General features: G+C 59.0%; 12 protein-coding genes and 1 pseudogene. 11 read left to right on the top strand and 2 right to left on the bottom strand.

What is annotated here, in order from left to right; all coding sequences use genetic code 11:
- The first annotated feature begins 117 nt into the window (after positions 1 to 117).
- Both R5H29_RS15440 and R5H29_RS15445 read left to right on the top strand, forming a co-directional pair.
- Positions 118 to 2,436, top strand: coding sequence for a TonB-dependent receptor domain-containing protein (locus R5H29_RS15440; RefSeq protein WP_332329407.1), 2,319 nt, complete (start codon positions 118 to 120; stop codon positions 2,434 to 2,436).
- Between the two features lie 104 nt (positions 2,437 to 2,540).
- The gene (locus R5H29_RS15445; protein WP_332329408.1) at positions 2,541 to 2,927 is read left to right on the top strand and encodes a hypothetical protein; all 387 of its coding nucleotides are present in this window, start codon (positions 2,541 to 2,543) and stop codon (positions 2,925 to 2,927) included.
- 70 nt (positions 2,928 to 2,997) lie between these two features.
- On the opposite strand, the gene R5H29_RS15450 is transcribed toward R5H29_RS15445, so the two are convergent.
- Together R5H29_RS15450 and R5H29_RS15455 are read right to left on the bottom strand one after the other, a co-directional pair.
- Positions 2,998 to 3,630 (bottom strand): Abi family protein, encoded by a 633-nt coding sequence (locus tag R5H29_RS15450; RefSeq protein WP_332329427.1) that lies wholly within the window; start codon positions 3,628 to 3,630, stop codon positions 2,998 to 3,000.
- A 196-nt stretch (positions 3,631 to 3,826) separates the two neighbouring features.
- Positions 3,827 to 4,291, bottom strand: a pseudogene (locus R5H29_RS15455) (ATP-binding protein); the annotation flags it as partial.
- A 394-nt stretch (positions 4,292 to 4,685) separates the two neighbouring features.
- On the opposite strand from R5H29_RS15455, the gene R5H29_RS15460 reads away from it, so the two are divergent.
- From R5H29_RS15460 to qatD, 9 genes are all read left to right on the top strand, one after another.
- Positions 4,686 to 6,398: a hypothetical protein gene (locus R5H29_RS15460; protein WP_332329409.1), complete on the top strand. Its 1,713-nt coding sequence runs from the start codon at positions 4,686 to 4,688 to the stop codon at positions 6,396 to 6,398.
- 70 nt (positions 6,399 to 6,468) lie between these two features.
- Positions 6,469 to 7,125, top strand: a complete 657-nt coding sequence (locus R5H29_RS15465) for a hypothetical protein (protein ID WP_332329410.1) — start codon at positions 6,469 to 6,471, stop codon at positions 7,123 to 7,125.
- Between the two features lie 38 nt (positions 7,126 to 7,163).
- Positions 7,164 to 9,152 (top strand): AAA family ATPase, encoded by a 1,989-nt coding sequence (locus R5H29_RS15470; protein WP_332329411.1) that lies wholly within the window; start codon positions 7,164 to 7,166, stop codon positions 9,150 to 9,152.
- Positions 9,149 to 11,056, top strand: a complete 1,908-nt coding sequence (locus R5H29_RS15475; protein WP_332329412.1) for a UvrD-helicase domain-containing protein — start codon at positions 9,149 to 9,151, stop codon at positions 11,054 to 11,056. Before R5H29_RS15470 ends, R5H29_RS15475 begins: the two co-directional genes overlap by 4 nt.
- Positions 11,057 to 11,497: 441 nt before the next feature.
- On the top strand, positions 11,498 to 11,932 hold the full coding sequence (locus R5H29_RS15480; protein WP_308308008.1) for an NIF family HAD-type phosphatase: 435 nt from the start codon (positions 11,498 to 11,500) through the stop codon (positions 11,930 to 11,932).
- Between the two features lie 332 nt (positions 11,933 to 12,264).
- A complete protein-coding gene (locus R5H29_RS15485; protein WP_332329413.1) occupies positions 12,265 to 14,136 on the top strand; it encodes a P-loop NTPase fold protein in 1,872 nt (623 codons plus the stop codon).
- A 248-nt stretch (positions 14,137 to 14,384) separates the two neighbouring features.
- A complete protein-coding gene (qatB, locus tag R5H29_RS15490) occupies positions 14,385 to 14,999 on the top strand; it encodes a Qat anti-phage system associated protein QatB (RefSeq protein ID WP_332329414.1) in 615 nt (204 codons plus the stop codon).
- Positions 14,996 to 16,357 carry a Qat anti-phage system QueC-like protein QatC gene (gene qatC, locus R5H29_RS15495; protein ID WP_332329415.1) on the top strand — a complete coding sequence of 454 codons (1,362 nt, stop codon included), beginning with the start codon at positions 14,996 to 14,998 and terminating at the stop codon, positions 16,355 to 16,357. Before qatB ends, qatC begins: the two co-directional genes overlap by 4 nt.
- Positions 16,354 to 17,106, top strand: a complete 753-nt coding sequence (qatD, locus tag R5H29_RS22980; RefSeq protein ID WP_407073537.1) for a Qat anti-phage system TatD family nuclease QatD — start codon at positions 16,354 to 16,356, stop codon at positions 17,104 to 17,106. Before qatC ends, qatD begins: the two co-directional genes overlap by 4 nt.
- Positions 17,107 to 17,232: the final 126 nt, after the last annotated feature.

A 17,232-nucleotide genomic window follows, 5' to 3' on the forward strand; every position in this document is an offset into this window, starting at 1 on the left:
GCCGCGCTTTTACCCCCTCAACGCGATCGCACTGCCAGCCAGGGCGCCGACACCGGCGCTGCAACGCGCTGGGCGTGCGCCTGCGCCGCTTTCCCCCTACACCCTGGATCTGCTGCCATGAACACCCCACCCACGACACGCCTTGCCTTGGCGATCATCGCGGCCATCACAGCCCCTGCGTACGCCGCAGAAACGCACGATGCCGCGCACGACACGCCCACTACACTCAACGCCCTGCAGGTCATCGCCACACCGCGCGGTGCGGCCGTGGCACCGACCCAGGTGATCGGCCCCAACCGCTACATCATCAAGGCCGAAGACCTCGACGCGATGGTCACCGGCAACAACGGCCTGGCCATGCTCAAGCAGGTGCCCGGTGCCAGCTACACCGCCACCGATGGGCTGGGCCTGGATATCTCGGCCACCAGCCTGTTCGTGCGCGGCTTCCGCATGAATGAAATGGGCATCACCTTCGAGGGCGTGCCGCTGAACGACAACGGCTTCCTCTCGCTCACCGGCACCAGCGTGGTGAACGTGGGCGTGCCCGATGGTATCGGCGCGATCACGGTCAGCCCTGGCGGCGCACCGGTCAGCGTGTTCTCCAGCAGCGTCAACGGCGGCAGCCTGGAATACCGCCTGCGCGAGCTGCAGGACACGCCCAGCCTGCGCGTGAAGCAGGGCGTGGGCAGCAACAACACGCTGGTCACCACCGTGTCCGGGCAGAGCGGCCAGCTCGGTGAGCATGGCCCGAAAGTGCTGGTCGACCTGCAGCGCGTGTCCGCCGACAAGTACCAGGGCGAGGGCACGCAGAACTTCCTGCGCGGCGACCTGAAGCTGCAGCAGGACGTCGCCTGGGGCGATGTCACCGTGTTCCTGTCCGACAGCAAGGCCAAGGTCTGGGGCTACAACAACATCTCCTTCGACATGATCCGCAAGCTGGGCTGGAAGGCCGACATCTTCTATCCCGATTATGCGTGGGCGTGGTACGTGGCCTCGCCGGAAAACGCGGACAAATCCTGCGGCGCCTACACCTGCGGTGAGCTGTCCGAACTGATTCCGTACGACACCGGCCAGACCACCCGCGACCGCGTGTCATCGATCAACCATCGCTTCCAGATCACCCCGGCGCTGAGTGGCAACGTGCAGCTGTACAACGCCAACAGCCACACCCAGGCCACGCTGACCGACCCGACCGTACCGCCGCCCAACGGCGCACCGTTCTCCGAACAGGTACAGACGCCGCGCCTCAACCGCCTGGGCGGCATGGTCAACCTGCAGTTCGAGACCGGCGCGCACACCTTCACTGCCGGTTTCTGGCAGGAGAAGAGCAAGGCCGCGGCCAAGACCGAGTGGTACCAGCAGCCACTGCTGGGCGAGGGCCCGCCGCTGAAGGCCACCGGTCCGTTCGATGTGTACGGTCCCGCGTTCAAGACCGACAACGCATCGAGCTGGGTGACCCGCTCGCGCCAGTTCTACCTGCAGGACGACATCGTGTTGAACGACACGCTGAAGCTGGGCGTTGGTTTCAAGGCCGTGGACTTCCGCACCAGCGGCGGCGGCCTCGGCGATGCCAAGGACCGGCCGGTGAACGGCACGCTGCGCGCGAAGAGCAACTTCCTGCCGCATGTCTCGCTGTTCTGGAGCCCGACCGAATCCACCGATGCCTTCATCGACCTGGCCAATACCATGAACGGCTATCGCGTCGCTCAGCGCGGCAACATCGGTTACACCGCCTCGGCGTGGACCATCACCGACCAGGAAGAGTTCGACCGCGTGGCGGGTACCCTGCGTCCGGAAAAGAACTGGAATCTTACCGTGGGCGCATCGCACCGCTTCGACCGGCTGACGATCACCGGCGATGTGTTCTACAACGACATCCGCAACCGCCTGCTGTCGGCTGCCATCGGCACCCAGTTCGCACAGATCAACACCGTGCGGTTGATGCCGAAGATGCACGTGATCGGTGCCGACCTCGGCATCACCGCCGACCTGACCGACCACCTGCAGTTCTACCAGGGCGTGGCCGTGGCCCGTTCGTACTATGACAGCGATTTCGTGGTGGGTGACACGGTGTACCCGATCAAGGGCAACGCCCAGCCGGGCTACCCGCAGATCTCGCTGGTCAGCGACCTGTCCGCCCACTTCGGTGACTGGCGTTTTGGTGCCACCAGCACCTCGTACCTGCGCCAGCCCTTCACCTACGAGAACGACATCCGCGTGCCGACCTTCTGGCAGGTCAACACCTACGCCGCTTACCGCTTCGGTGCGGACAGCGCCGTGCCCGGCCTGGAGCTGCGGCTGGACGTGAGCAACCTGTTCAACCGCCACAACATCGGCACCGCCACCATTGCCGGCTCGTCGTTCTCGGGGGACTACCAGACCCTGCAGCGCAGCGCGCCACGGCAGCTGATGTTCAGTACCTCGATGACCTTCTAGGTAGATCCACGCCATGCGTGGATGCACTTGGCGGCCCCCAAACCCACCTGGCCCCCCTTGGGCAATCAACAGGGATTTTCTGGCGGCGACGCAAGGTTCCCACAATGTTGCTGGGTCATGCTGTCGACATGGCTCAGTACAACCCGCGAACCCCGCTGTTCGGCATCCGGGGCCCAGGACGGCCCCGGCAGGCGCCGTCCGTGACACCTGTGATCGACCTGCAGGCCGAGTACCAGTTCTGGCACGTCTACGAGCGCGTGGTCCGTCCGTTGCCCGGTGGGGGGCTGCGGCTGGCCTGGCTGGTGTGCCAGAAGGTGTACCGGGACCGGTGGCAGCACCCGGACGACAGCGACGAGGCGGCGTTGTCGCGGGTGCTGTTTGGCGGGAACATGACGGCTGACCGGGCGTCGGAGCTGGCGGAGCTGCACGCGCTGGTCAGCCGTCGGGTGGCGCTGCTGGCGAAGCGGGGACGGTTGCATTCGGCAGCCTGATGCCTGCCCTTGGTGGGGTCGACTGTTAGTCGACCGCTCTTCGCACCCGGCTGCAGGAGGACACGCGCAGTCAGCGTCTATTCGACTCGGGCGAACATACCAAGGTGATTCCGTCTTCCGGGTATGCCTGGGGAAAGCGGTTGTTCTCACGACACCATGTCGCGGCGGGCGGCGATAGCCATTCGATCAGCGTCAGAATCTCATCGTGGTGCCCGCGCAGGTTCCAGCCGCGGATCGGTTCGTGATGGGCGATGCGGTTGCGTAGCACGCGTATGCGAGTCAGCGGTCCCGAAAAGCTCCTCCTCTTCAGTCCCCTGGGCGCACTGGGGTCCGCAATCCGGTGAAGGATCTGCTGCCAAAGGGCCTCGTAGTCCTTGTTGAACATTGTTGTCCAGAAACTGAAGGTGAGACTGGCGACCACACCGCCTGCTGTTACCGTCTTTCCCGCTCTGACCAATTCGTTGACGGCTTTGGCGACCTGCTCGAGTTGATGAGCAACCTTCAGGGCGCCAGCGCCTCGGCCGTACCACGCCTCGCCCTTGGCCTGGGTCAGAACGGTGTAGATGCGGTTTCGCAGTGCCACTTCCAACGTCCGCAGTGGTGCGTAGAGGCTTTCAGACAAGTGGGTATTGCATCCATACAGGGCGATGGCTCGGCTACGGTCGCCCCCCGCCCAATCCAGGTAGCGGCCAACGCGCTCCAGGGAAAGGGCTTCTTAGAATCTGTCATGGCTCATCGCTGCCTGGACGCCTCCACTGGTGCCGATTGCAGTGTGCCGCCGTGTGGGGTACGGTGGTCAGGTACACCCCGGTACCGTCTCTGTCCTTCTGGGCACGCGGCCGGGGTATTTTTTTGATTGTTGCTGCTCCCGTGCGGACGAGGGCTCCCGGCAATCAGGCTCATGCATTTCCCCGATCCAACTGCCGATAGCCAATCGCCTCAGCCAGATGCGCGGTCTGGATACCCTCGCAACCCGCCAGATCGGCAATCGTGCGCGCCACCCGCAGAATCCGGTGCATCGCCCGCGCCGACAGCTGCAGGCGCTCGATGGCCTGTTCCAGCATGTCCTGATCTGCCTCGCTCAGTCGGGTACAGGCCCGCAGTGCCGCCGGCGGCAGATGCGCGTTGAGCCCGCCACGCACCTGCTGCTTGGCATGGGCGGCTTCCACCCGTGCACGTACCGCAGCACTGGGCTCCCCCAGCGGCGTGCTCTCCCGCAGCTCCACCGCGTCCATACGCGCCACGCTGATATGCAGATCGATGCGGTCCAGCAACGGACCGGACACGCGCGCACGGTAGCGGTTGATGCGTTCGTCGCTGCACAGGCAGCGGTTGCTGCGGTCGCCGGCCCAGCCACTTGTGCACATGTAACAGCCGCTGCATAGACGCCAGGAAATGACCTTATAAATCAGTTATTTATGTGACCCCTCTGTGTCCACTGCAGGGGCAGACTTCTGATGGACAGTCTTAGCCACACTTCCGTGGTCTGGTCGGTGATTTCCCTCTGGAATGGATGCCGCTTTTCATGAGGATCTCCTCGCTTCGGGCTCTACGGGATTACGTAAAGTTTGAAATTCGACGCAAGCTTGCCAGCGTTGCATCAGAGTGGGAGCCCTTTGCGCGAACAAAGCAGACAGCGGGCGAATACTGGGGATGCTGCAAGCTGTTACCTGTAGAAGAGTGTAGGCTTCAGAACTAATGCGCATTGCCGTTATGTAACCAATACGGGTGAATAGAGACTACAAAGGAACTGCCTTGATGGACCAAGTACGACAACACGGTCGTGGCGACTACGGGGCGCAACTAAAATCGATGCTGGACGCGACATCGCAGGCGGTGGCACGCAGCCGTGGCGCGCATGAAATCGCGAGACAGGATCTATGCAACGCACCAAGCGTTCCTAACCTCAAATCAGCTGAAGAGCTACTGGAGGAGTTCCTCAGTGGAGCGCGGAAGGAACTGACTGCCGCGCAAGAACTTGTGCGTTCCAGTGGCGAGGCTAGCCTGCTGCGCCGCCCAATTGCGGTCTTTAAGGCGAAGCGGGCACTAAGTGAGGCAAAAGCTAAATTCAACGAGCGGTACGAGCACGCCACCCAGCTCGAAGTCACGGCCCAAAGAGAGGCGGTTGCGGCCGGCATGCGAGATCAGCACGCGCTCCATATAAGTCGTAGGAAGGCTGCTAAGGAGGCGGCCACAAAACTCGCTATATTGAGCCAGTTTCACGTTCAACTAAGAACTTTGATTGAGCCGCTAGCAGATGCGATCGAACGTAACGCATGGATTGCGCCAGGGCTGGGGAATCTCTTAGCCCAAGTCAATAGCGAGATGAAAAAGGGACTGCTCAACAATGCACTTGAACTGCTTGGAAGTGCGCAATACCAACGACTTCCCACTGAGTCAACGCTGAGTGCATGGGCACAAGAGCGAGAGGAACTCATTGTCAGAATGGAGCACCTGCGACCTGGCTTCTCGGCAATCGCGCCATTCCAGGGATTGGTAAGCACTACGCTAGAAATCATTCAGAGGGGCTGCCCGGGACCACCTTGGGCGGCCGCAATGGCAGAATTCGAACATTGGTCGGATCGCTGGCATGCGATCCCAAGATGTCTTCTCTCGCCTGCACATCTCGCCGATCCCGTGCAGTGGATTCTCTACTGGGCAATTCTGAGTCAGACCCAAGTGTTCACCGAGGATCTGCATGATTCCATTGCCAATGAGGACGTGCTCACCGGGGTTGTCACCGGAATGCTTAGGCAAGAGCTGCGAGGTTGGGCCAAAAATCGCCTGAAGGATCTCGGCTACCCCCGAGCAAAGGCGGAGCTGGAATTGGTCCAGATCGCCGGTACGCGAGGCGAGCGTCAGACTGGAGCCGATCTTGGCGTCATCGTGCAAGTAGACGTCGGGGACCTGCGCGTTCACAAGGTAGCTTTACTGCAAGCCAAGATTAGTGAGCGTGGGAAGGCCAACATTGGAAGCAAGCCCTCTGGCGCGCGTAAACTTACTCAGTTGCAGAAGTTGACGAACGCAAGCAAAGACCACTTCCTCTTCTATCACATCGCGAAGAGTGGCTCTCCGGCCATGCTCCCCACCGTCAGCCCAGTGCGTCACTTTATAGAGACCTACAATCTCGACGAGGCGGGGATGGCGCGAGAACACATTCCGGTCGACACTCGAACGCAAGGCTCAGACTTGGCATCCTTCGTGGCCTTCGGACTGTGCAGGCCTCTTGGGGAGGGCCTGGGGCAAGATGTCCTACCTGAGCAAGACGCGCTAGACGTGCTTAGCTCCGGCGGGGCAACTGAGCTGCCTAGCTACGTGGTGGTCGTCTCCATGACGGACTATGACCGAAGTCCTCAGCATGTGCTTAGCAAGCTTGCTAATCGAGGGTACAGCTCGCCATCAAGGGGGAAAGGGGTAACGCGACGTTGCTCGCCAGAGCCCTCACGGGATGAGCCTGAACTGGATATGTAGTGCCTCAGATCGCATAGCTGAATCTAACTCCGCACCAGACGTCAACTGCGATGATATTGGAGGGCATTGAATGCAGCAGTTCATTGAACGTGTTAGGGACAACATCCTCCCCCTGTCTCTCGCCAAGAGTCTCCCGCTTGCGTTCCAGGAGTGGCGATTCACTGAGAACACATACGATCACGAGCAGCCATCCGAAACTTGCGAGCTGTGTGAACAGGAGCAGCTTCGATATCAGTTCGAGATTGCCAACGAGCATAATGGGAACAAGATGCTCGTGGGTTCCACGTGCATTCTTCGCTTCCAAGTTGCCGTCTACGACGAAGGTCGAAGGCTGAGCGAGGTGGAGGCGCGGGCCAAGCTCAGCAAGCTGACTGACAAGATGCGACAAGATAGCTGCATTGAGCAGTTGCAGCGTGTTAGCGACGCAGAACAGAAGGGCAAAAGTGGCAAAGAGGACATTCTGTCCAATGCACTTGCTTACTATCGGAAGAACGGAAGGCTGACCCCGAAGTATGCCTTCGTCGTGCTTTGGCGTCTGAAAACGCACGACATCGATCACAACCCTGGCTTTTTCAAGATATCGCTAGCAACCGACAAGCACAAGGAAGACCTCAGGGTCATGCAGACCGGCAGGGTGCATCTCATCTGGCCTTCCCTAACATCCCAGCAGCGGAAGATTGCAGAGCGACTTGGCCATAAACCACCGCCTGGCACCGCCAACAGCTGACGCTCTTTCGTACAACAGGCCGTAGAAGGAACGGAATAATGCACCTGCACCGCATCAAGGCGAAAGGATTCAGGGCGTTCGGAGGAACAGCGGCCTCACCCAGCTTGGATCTCACTCTCAACGAAGGCCTGAACCTTCTGATCGGAGAGAATGACGCTGGGAAGACCACGATCATAGATGCCATACGTCTACTCCTCTGGACGACCAGCTACGAGAACGTTCGGCTGCAAGAGTCGGATTTCCATGCCCAAGGCACGTCCCAGGTTGATACTCTGACCATCGAGGCCTGTTTAAAGGGGCTGTCTGTTCCACAGGAGGCAGCGGTCCTCGAATGGTTGACCTACGAGAGTGACGGAACCAGATCGCTGATTCTTCACCTTAAGGCTACTCGCATACCCGTAACACCCGGAAAGCGCGCGAGGGTCTTTGCGGTCACACACAGCGGCGTTGGCGGCGCAGGGCCGGAGATCGGCGCCGCTGTGAGAGAGTTGGTGCGTGCTACGTACCTGCGCCCTCTCCGGGATGCCGAAGCAGAGCTACGACCAGGTCGCATGTCGCGTCTTTCGCAGATACTGGGAGCGCACAAATCAATGGTTGCGCAAGATAGGAACGACTTCGACCCCGCTGCGACCGACCCTCCTGAGACTCTAGTAGGCATGATGAGCCGGGCTCAGTATGACATTCAACGCCACGCGACAATCGGGATTGTCCAGGATGACATCAATAATAACTATCTCTCAAAGATGTCCTTTGACGGGGAGGAACTCACATCCCGGATTCGTATCGCCGGCTCAAGCAACCTGACGCAGATCCTCGAGCGATTTGAGCTGTCCCTGACTCCACCCACGGCAGTTGATCAGGATGCGAAGTGCGGGCGCGGGCTGGGGTACAACAACGCGCTCTTCATGGCCACAGAGCTCGTGCTGCTGAGCGGGGATGACGAAGGGCTTCCGCTTCTTCTTATTGAGGAGCCGGAAGCTCATCTACACCCGCAACTGCAGGATCGCGTTCTCAAGCTGATGCAAGCGAAGAGTGGTGACGTCGACTCACCGGTTCAGGTTCTAATGTCTACGCACAGCCCATCCTTGGCCACCACTGCGCCGCTGGAGTCGCTCATTCTGGTACGTAAGGCGCGGACGTATCCGCTCCGCCAAGCCGATACGCGTCTTGACCGGCTGGACTACGAGTACCTTGAACGCTTCTTGGATGCTACCAAGGCTAACCTCTTCTTCGCCCGTGGCGTCTTGGTGGTTGAGGGGCCGGGCGAGGCGCTGCTTCTTCCTGCCCTTGCTGAAGCAGCTGGCCTCTCCCTCTCCGCCCACGGAGTCTCGATCGTCAATGTGGGTGATGTAGGCCTCTATCACTACGCTAGGATTTTTCAGCGAGCTGAGAGCGCGGTCTCTATCGGAATGCCAGTAGCGTGCATTACGGACCGGGATATCGTTCCAACAATGGCCTCTTATGTCGCTGTGCCCAAGAAGAAGGGCGTAAAGCGATTTGAACACGACTACGATTCTGCTCAAGCAGACGCAGCTGTCCAGAAGAAGGTCGATAGGGTTCAGATCGCCGGCGACGATGCAGTAAGGGTCTTTGTCTCCGATCATTGGACACTTGAGTATGACCTTGCACTCAGCGGCTGCTCGGAGCTCATCTTCACGGCGATTGCATTGGCATGCATCAAGCGCTCGCAAGGGGAAGGGTTTGACGATTCCAAGATCGACGAAATGGTGGCAAACGCCGCTGCAGAATGGATGATTCTGAGCGCAAAGCATGTCGGTAACCCAACGGCCCTTGCGTGTGAGATCTACGAGCCGCTGTACGCGGGGGATGCATCAAAGGCTGTTACGGCGCAGTTTGCCGCCCGGCTCTTGGCGAGCGGGAAGTACGGAAAAGGCAGGGATCTGCTCGACCGACTTCCGGCGTACCTTCGGCATGCGCTTGTCCACGTGACATCCTTGACAGACGATGCCTCCGGGCCAAGTAAGACCGGTGACGCTGAGCCCGAGCATGAGGGGACAGCAGTATGAGCTTACCAACGATCTCAGACGAAGACTTGGCGCTGCTATCGGACGCGATGCCGGGTCTGGACTTCACGGATCCAGAGAGGGCGGCAGTTCTTCGTATGATGGGGTCTTGCGATGTCCAGGCTGCGCCTGGCAGCGGCAAAACAACACTTCTCGCAGCCAAGTTGATCCTGCTTGCTTCGAAGTGGAAGCATTCCAATAGAGGGCTCTGCGTTATCAGCCATACCAATGTGGCTGCAGCGGAGATCTCCAAGCGTCTGGCTGACAGTCCGCAAGGTGCGCCCCTCTTGGGGCACCCACATTTCATTGGCACTATTCACTCATTTATAAATACCTATCTCGCACTCCCGTTTCTTCGATCACATGGCATCGATGTTGACTCGATCGACAATGAAATATTCGGAAAGAATGCGCTCCATCTGATGTGGAAGAAGCCGGCGCTTCGCAATTGGCTGAAGAGGCAGACTAACGGTGAAGACATCGTCCGAACGCTCATCCATGTCGGTGCGGATCTGGCGATTGGCACCGAGAAGGGGCAGCTTCCTAGCAAAGAATCTCCGACGGGGAAGCAGGCGAGTGAGATCAAATGGGAGCTGTCTAAGCGCGGGATCTTCCGTCATGCAGATATGTTTGCGTTCGCCAACCGTCTGCTGAGGGATTTCCCTGCGGTCAGTGTCGCCGCATCTTTTAGGTTTCCGCTGGTGCTAATTGATGAAATGCAGGATACGGATGCGGAGCAAGAGGCAATGCTCGATTCCATCTTTGGCGACGAGGTGGTAGTCCAACGTTTCGGTGATAGAAATCAGCGCATCCTGTCCGGCGGAAAGGAGGAGGCTAAGCTTACATTCCCCAGGGATGGGGCTCTCACTGTCAGCTCGACGAAGCGATTTCCGACCGACATCGCCTCTGTCGTTTCATCGGTTCAGGACTATCCCGCAAGTGTGGTATCCCATCGTCCTTCTGAGCAGCCACCTACGCTCATTCTTTACGATGATGCGACAGTCACCAATGTCATTGAGCGATTCGGGAGGCTTGTTCTTGAAGAACTGACTGACACACAGCTCGCGAGCGCGCCCGTCAAGGCAATCTGCGCGCGCAAGACGGGGGATTCTGGATCGGGCCTAGGCCGACATGTCGGTGACTACTTCCCGGTGTATGCGATGAATTCCTCAACGAGTGGAGGGAAGGAGAGTGTCAGGACACTCCTGACGGACCCAGCAGGATGGGGCGGCTCCCCCTTGGGCTTGGCCTCACGTACCCGGGACGTGTCCCGTGCATTACTCCTCAGTCTGAGAGCCGGTAACAGTCCCCTAGTGAAGGATCTGCGAGATGCGAATCGGCTCATACGAGCACTAGAGCGCAAAGGTGTGGACCTGGAGCCTATCCGTCGTCTGCGTCATCACCTCGTCACCTCAACCGGTCTTGCCGGAACAGACAGCTGGCAAGGCACGATGTCGCATATGTTCAACACGTTGCGGTCATATCTTGATGATGGTGTGGACGAGGCAGCTTTCATTGCGGCATTGGAGGATGGCGCCGGTGCCGGCCTGGCTCATTCCATCCCGGACAACGTTATGCGGGTTGATGACGGTGACCGCTCTGTGTCGATTGAAATAGCGACGACTGCATCCGTGAAAGGTGAGACGCACCTTGCTACGCTCGTTCTTGATTCGATGGTTCACTATCTGAGAAGGCACGATATTGGAGCCGCAATGGACAGCATTGCACTAGGGAGTCCTATCCCAAGCAAGCCAAAGTCCATCAAGTCGGCTTACCGGGGTCTCTACGTTGGCATGTCACGTCCGACGACCCTCTTGGCAATTGCAACTCACAAGGACCGCGTCAGTACTGCACACCTTGCTGCACTTGAGTCAAACGGATGGAGGGTGATTAGGATCCATCCCTAGAGTCGGTGTTCGATAGCGAAGGTAACGAGTTGTTGACTAGGACATCAAACCAATGGTGCTTGCTCAAGGCGAATCTCTGACGTTGTGACTTCCTAACCTCGTCGGTGATAAGAGGACAGCTTTGCAACAATCTTGCCGCACTGCGGCGCACGCCTGCCATGGTTTTCTGGGGTCCAATAGTATCTCAGCGCTGCTCATTGATTGGGATGCATGCATAGATGCGGGCTAGGAGCGGTCAAATGCGGTCTGCCTTTCGCATTCTCGAGGGTTTCAGAAGTGGCCAGCAGTACGATGCTTTTCGTTGTAGCGTCATGGCCGTACCAGTAGGCTCACAAGCTGCACCAGTAGGCTCACGATGTAGACAAGGCCGGCTGTTGCGAGCATGGTGTTTGCACTACTGCCGTGACCTGTAATGACTCTATGCGCCCGAGAATTCTCGCAATGGATCTTGAGGGTACGCTCATATCCAATGCTATTAGTCAGATTGCAAGGCCTGGACTGGCTGAATTCCTTGCCGGCGCGCGGCTTCAATTTGAGACGCTGGTGATGTTCACGACGGTGCCCGAAGCGCGCTTTCGGAGCATCGCGGAGCTCTTGGTGCGTGAGCGGAGCGCCCCGGAGTGGTTCGCAGATATTCACTTCGTCCAATGGTCAGGAAAGACCAAGGATCTCAGCTTCGTCTCAAAGAGGATCGGTGATGCGTTGCTTTTGGATGATTACGCTCCCTATGTCCATCTAGGACAGGAGCACCTCTGGGTTGAAGTTCCACTGTTCGCCTCTCCCTACGCGATGAGTGATGATGGGCTCAGCGTGGCCTCTGGGCGCCTCCTTGAGCGCGTTGAGGAGCTCAATGCGGCCTCCGGGAAGATGAGCTAGTCCCATGCGACCTCCAGCCTTGTCGCACAAGCACATCGAGCCAGAACGCCTAAGCGGTAACGTCCGTGGTCGGTCCCAATTGCAGGTGGTACAAGGTGGGCCTGGCCTCGCATGAACTTGGCTATTTGTAACGCTGAGCTGTGAGCAGGCGTTATTGAGCCTCCGGTTCCTTGCGGAGAGGTGTGCTTGGACAGTTGAAGTTCCGCAGGCGTGACCTTTACAAGGGTTGCAATAGGGCATTATCTATAGCAATCTGAATCGCGAGTAGGCACGGGAACGCCTGCCGTATGGCATAGGTGGAGTCGGCCGTATTAGCCCCAGGGGGGGGGGACATGCAAGGACTGCTGATTTTTCCAGACGACGTTGCAGTCGTAGATCTGCTGCACGCTGAGCCACTGGCTCGGACGATCGCCGAAGTGATTCGCGCCCATCCCGACCATGGCCTAGTGCTTGGAGTGCACGGCGACTGGGGGGCTGGCAAGTCCACAGTGCTGTCATTGGTGGAGCGCTCACTGAAGGACCAGTCGGGGGTGACCACCCTATGGTTCAATGGCTGGGAGTATGAAGGATTCGAAGATGCCAAGATCGCAATCCTTGAAGGTATCGTTCGCCATCTTCAGCAAGAGAAGACCTTCGCTTCCAAGGCAAAGGACTTGTTCCGTCGTCTGCGCAAGCGGATCGACTATCTGAAGCTGGCTAGGGCTGGCGTGGTCGCGGGCGTCGGTGCAATGGTTGCTGGTCCCGCCGGACTGGCGCTGCTACTGCCAACACTGCTATCGAAGGATGCAGCGGGAGAGACTTTCGATAAGGTCTCCGACGTTCTAGGCAAGGACGATCCAGCGGACGATCCCTTAGATCTGCACGGATTCCGCCGTGATTTCAATGAGTTGTTGGACAAGGCCGCGATTAAGCAACTTGTGGTCCTGGTCGACGATCTGGATCGATGCTTGCCGCAGACAGCCATTGGTACTCTAGAGGCGATACGTCTATTCCTATCGGGGCCGCGGACTGTTTTCGTGCTTGGCTGTGACCGACAAATGATCGAGTACGCGGTTCGCGAGCACTTTCCAGCACGTCCCGGACTGAAGGCCGACGAGTACGCTCGGAACTACTTGGACAAACTGATCCAAGTGCCTTTCGTGCTACCCATTCTGGGGCCAGTCGAAGTTGGCCATTACGTTCAGCTTCTCCTCCTTGAGGGAGTTCTAGGAAGTTCCGATCCCGGATTCGCGCAGGTGCTGGCCCAGGCCAAGGAGCTGCTGAAAAAGCCGTGGCTGAAACAAGAGCTTGATCTGAAGCCAGTCGAGAGAAGTATGGATCGGGATAGATCCCTGCAGCCTCTTCAATCCTTGATGCTGGGCATTGCGCCGGTCCTAGCTGCGGGCACTGACGGAAATCCGCGCCAAATCAAGCGCTTCGTCAATGCGGTGTTCGTCCGCCTACGTGCAGCGCACGCGCGCGGCTTGGACGACATCACCGTAGCTCCGCTGATGAAACTGATGCTTGCTGAGTACTTCCACCCAGACCTGTTCGATGCTATTGCATCGGAATCCCGCGATGGCAACGGTGATAGTCCGTTGCTGCGCCAGCTCGAGGGAAGTAAGAGCCCCGCGCCGGCACCGAAGTCGGCGCCCAAGGTACGAACTTCAAAGACGAAGGGTGAAGAGCCGGAGCCTTCCACGGACTTCATAAATGATCCAAAGATCGCCCGGTGGGCAAAGCTTGAGCCAAAGCTGGAGGGCACTGACCTGCGTCCGTATCTCTTCATTATTCGGGATGCGCGCCTGGTGACGAGCTCCGGGCTGCCAGATGACGTCGGCGAGCTGCTTGCTGCATCTGCAAGCGGAGTGTCCTTGCTTGCGCGCAAAGCTGAGGTGCTCAAGCTGTCAACTGAGGGGCGTGGGCTACTTGCATCCGAACTGATCACGCGATTGATCCAAGCCAGCGATCACGGTCGTCGAGATTCTTATGCCCAAAGCCTTGGCGACCTACTACGCCTCGATGCCGAAGGGGTGGCCGGCATCATTGATCGCGGCTTCGTCAGCATGCCGACAGCCGCTGCCGGCACGTGGCTGTCCCATTTCAGCGAGCTGGCTAAGTCGGGCAACAATCTCAGGGCTTGGCTGCAACGGGTTCTTGATGAGGATGCTCCGCGCCCGCTGGTCACCCTCATTCAAGCACTCCTCCAGAGCCGGGGCTCGTAACGATGGGTACCTCTGCAAGCTATTCCGGCCCGAGGGGCAGCAATCCATTGATTCCTTCTTGGGCTGACTTGCCGCTACCGGGAGAGGTTCCAGGCGAGGCAGGAGCCGAGTCGGCCGATGAGGGGGCTGAAGCCGACTCTCGTGGCGACGGCGTCCAACCGGAGCCTGCTTCCGACCCGCTACGACTTACGCCATTGCGCAGAGCCGTGCGCCGCTCCGCGCGAGCCGGTGGATCTGACGACACCGCCATGCGCGCAGCAGCCCGCCATTTCGCCAGTAGCGCGATGGGAGGGGGCGAAAGGGGCACCCGTCGCATGGGCTCAGCTCGCCGCGCCGGTGACCGTATGGTGCAGGCGTTCAGCGCTCTCGCTACCGGCGGCGGGCAAGCGCTCGCACGGGTGCTGCGCCTAGACTCACTAGCCGGTCTGTCCACCACGCAAGTATGGGACCGACTCGCTGAGTTCGTCTGTTCAGACGGCGCGTCGATCGACGAAGCCATAGTTCGCGTCGCCTTCTTTCAGACCCTGCGCTTTGAGATCGAGAACGGCTTGGACGATCTGTTGGAGGCAAACTCCGAGCAACTATCTGCGTTTTTCGAGCGCTTCATCGGTGAGTGCGTTCTGGAGCGTCTTTCACAGGACGGCGGCAGTTTGCTTGAGCAGAACGGCGTGTCCGCCGCAGCCGCGTTCACTCACCTCTCTACGTTGAGGGCGTTCGTCGTGGTGCAAGTACGTCAACGCCTGTCCGCCAGCCAAAGCCGATTTCTTCCAGCTCAGATCGATGCAGGCCGCTTTGACGAGATCGTCAGTCATACCCTCAGAGAAGCCATCACCGCCGTTGGAGACTGGGGAGCGCACGAATGAGCCGATTGGAAATCGTTCTTTCATGGGACGGTAGTAGCGTTGCAGGAGGCCTTGCTGAAGATTCTCTGCGCGTCACGCTTACCGACCGCCGTGGGAATCCTCGCTTCGGACTGCATCAATTTTTGGAGACAGTGCTGCGCACCGGTCGACAGCCAAGTGTGCAAGCGTTCGAGCTTGCTCTAGTCGCGCTCGGCGTATGGCTTGCTGATACGCGACTGTCACGCCAGCAGCACTCAGAGGACAACTGGACGCGCAACATCCACCTTTTAGTTCCCGTCCGCAATGTGGCGCGCTGGCAGAGTTGTGCGCGGCTTATCTGCCGCCTGCTAGGTACTCTAAGCGGTGACATCTGGTCGATCAGTTTCTACGCCGCATCTCCCGAAATGGGGGTCTATGCAGAGAGACTCGCGCTCGAGGATTCGCTGGATGCAGCCGCACCACCTGTTGCGCTTTTCTCAGGAGGGTTGGATAGCTTCGCGGGCGCAATCGACGCCTACGGGCGTGAGCCTCATGCCCCAGTATTCGTTAGCCAGGTCGATGGCGGCAACTCTCAGACCGTTGAGTCGTTGACAGAGCTTCTTACGACGCGCACGGGACGCCCGGTAGAGATTGTTAAGTGGGCTGTTTCCTCGCGCGCAGCAGACTTTGGCCCAGGATTCTCTGGGCAGGGCGAGCTGACTATGCGAGCCAGATCATTCCTCTTCTTCGCAGCGAGCGCTGTAGTTGCTTCTGCCTGGAAGAGCGCTCGCGTACTTGTACCCGAGAACGGCTTCATTTCACTCAACGTTCCGCTCGATCCTTGGCGGCTGGGTGCACTGACTACCCGGACTACCCATCCATTCGTCATCGCGAGGTTCAATGACCTCCTTGACGAGCTCGGTCTCCCCGCGCGCCTCGAGAATCCATTTCAGGGTAAGACTAAAGGTGAAATGCTCGCTCAGTGCGAGGACCGGAGCCTGCTTTGGGATGGCCTTGACCTGACCGTTTCATGCTCAAAACCGAAGTTCGTGCGGCGGTATCGCGCGGAGTTTGGAACAAGCCACTGCGGAACGTGCTGGCCATGCCTGATCAGGCGGGCAGCGATCAAGCATGCATACCCGACGCGTTCAGATCCCACGAAGTACGTCACTGAAGGACTGGACTACCTAGACACAGAGCCAGGAGCTAAGGGGCATGTTATTCGCTCGATCCAGTACGGCCTCAATATTCTGCGTCTACCAGACGATCAACTCCGGTGGGCTTTGGCGACGGTCGCACCATTGACGGATGTCGAAGGACATACGCAGGAGCTCCTGCGCTGCGTACGCAGCGGCTTGCTAGAAGTGGCGGACATCGCAGGTCTGGAGGCGCCTCAGTGAGCGGCTTTAGGCTCGTAGATGCCCACTGCCACGTCGACCTGCTACCGAAGTGGCAGGAGACCTTGGAGCTCCTAGAGTCAAGGCAGCAGTTCACTTTTGCTGTGACGACCACGCCACGGGCGTGGCAAGTCGAGAGGGAGATGGTGCGCGAGTATCGGTACGTTCGCGTTGGGATTGGACTTCACCCCCAGGTGGTACACGATCGTGTCTCTGAACTCGTCCCCCTTGAGCGCGGAATTCCCGAAAGTCCGTTTGTTGGTGAAGTTGGTCTCGATGGTTCGCCGGCGCACAGGGGTAGCATTGCGCAGCAAACCAAAGTACTTCAGCGGGTCTTCTCCGTGTGCAACGAGGTGGGGGGGAGAACCCTCTCACTGCATAGTTTGCGAGCCGCCACCGCCGTTCTCGACCTGATCGAGAGCTCAAGAGTGCACGAGCGGAACACCTTGATCTTTCACTGGTTCACGGGATCAATGACGGAGCTTCGACGCGCTCTCGATCTGGGAGCCATCATATCGGTCAACGCGGATTTGCTAAGCACCGCGCGTGGTCAATCTATAGCACGTGTGGCAGGCCCAAGTCGTACCCTTACGGAGACGGACGCTCCGTTCAGCAAGCGCCATGCAATTGGCAATGGAGTGCCAGAGCTTCAGCCCGTTCTAGACGCGCTTTCTCACTGTTGGGAAGCCGATGTGCTCAAAGTGGCTAGAGATGTAGAGAAGCTAGCTGGCGACGTATGGTTCCGACGTTGAACTGCGATGATGAATGGCTAAAGTTTGTGCTGCCAGTTCTTGATCCCGGAGATATCGATTAGCCGATAGTCCTCGAAGAGCTTCTTCGATCGGTCGTAGAGAGCGGACCGAGACCAAGCCGCCTTC

Source organism: Stenotrophomonas sp. A3_2, assembly GCF_036624925.1.
GTDB classification, from domain to species: domain Bacteria; phylum Pseudomonadota; class Gammaproteobacteria; order Xanthomonadales; family Xanthomonadaceae; genus Stenotrophomonas; species Stenotrophomonas hibiscicola.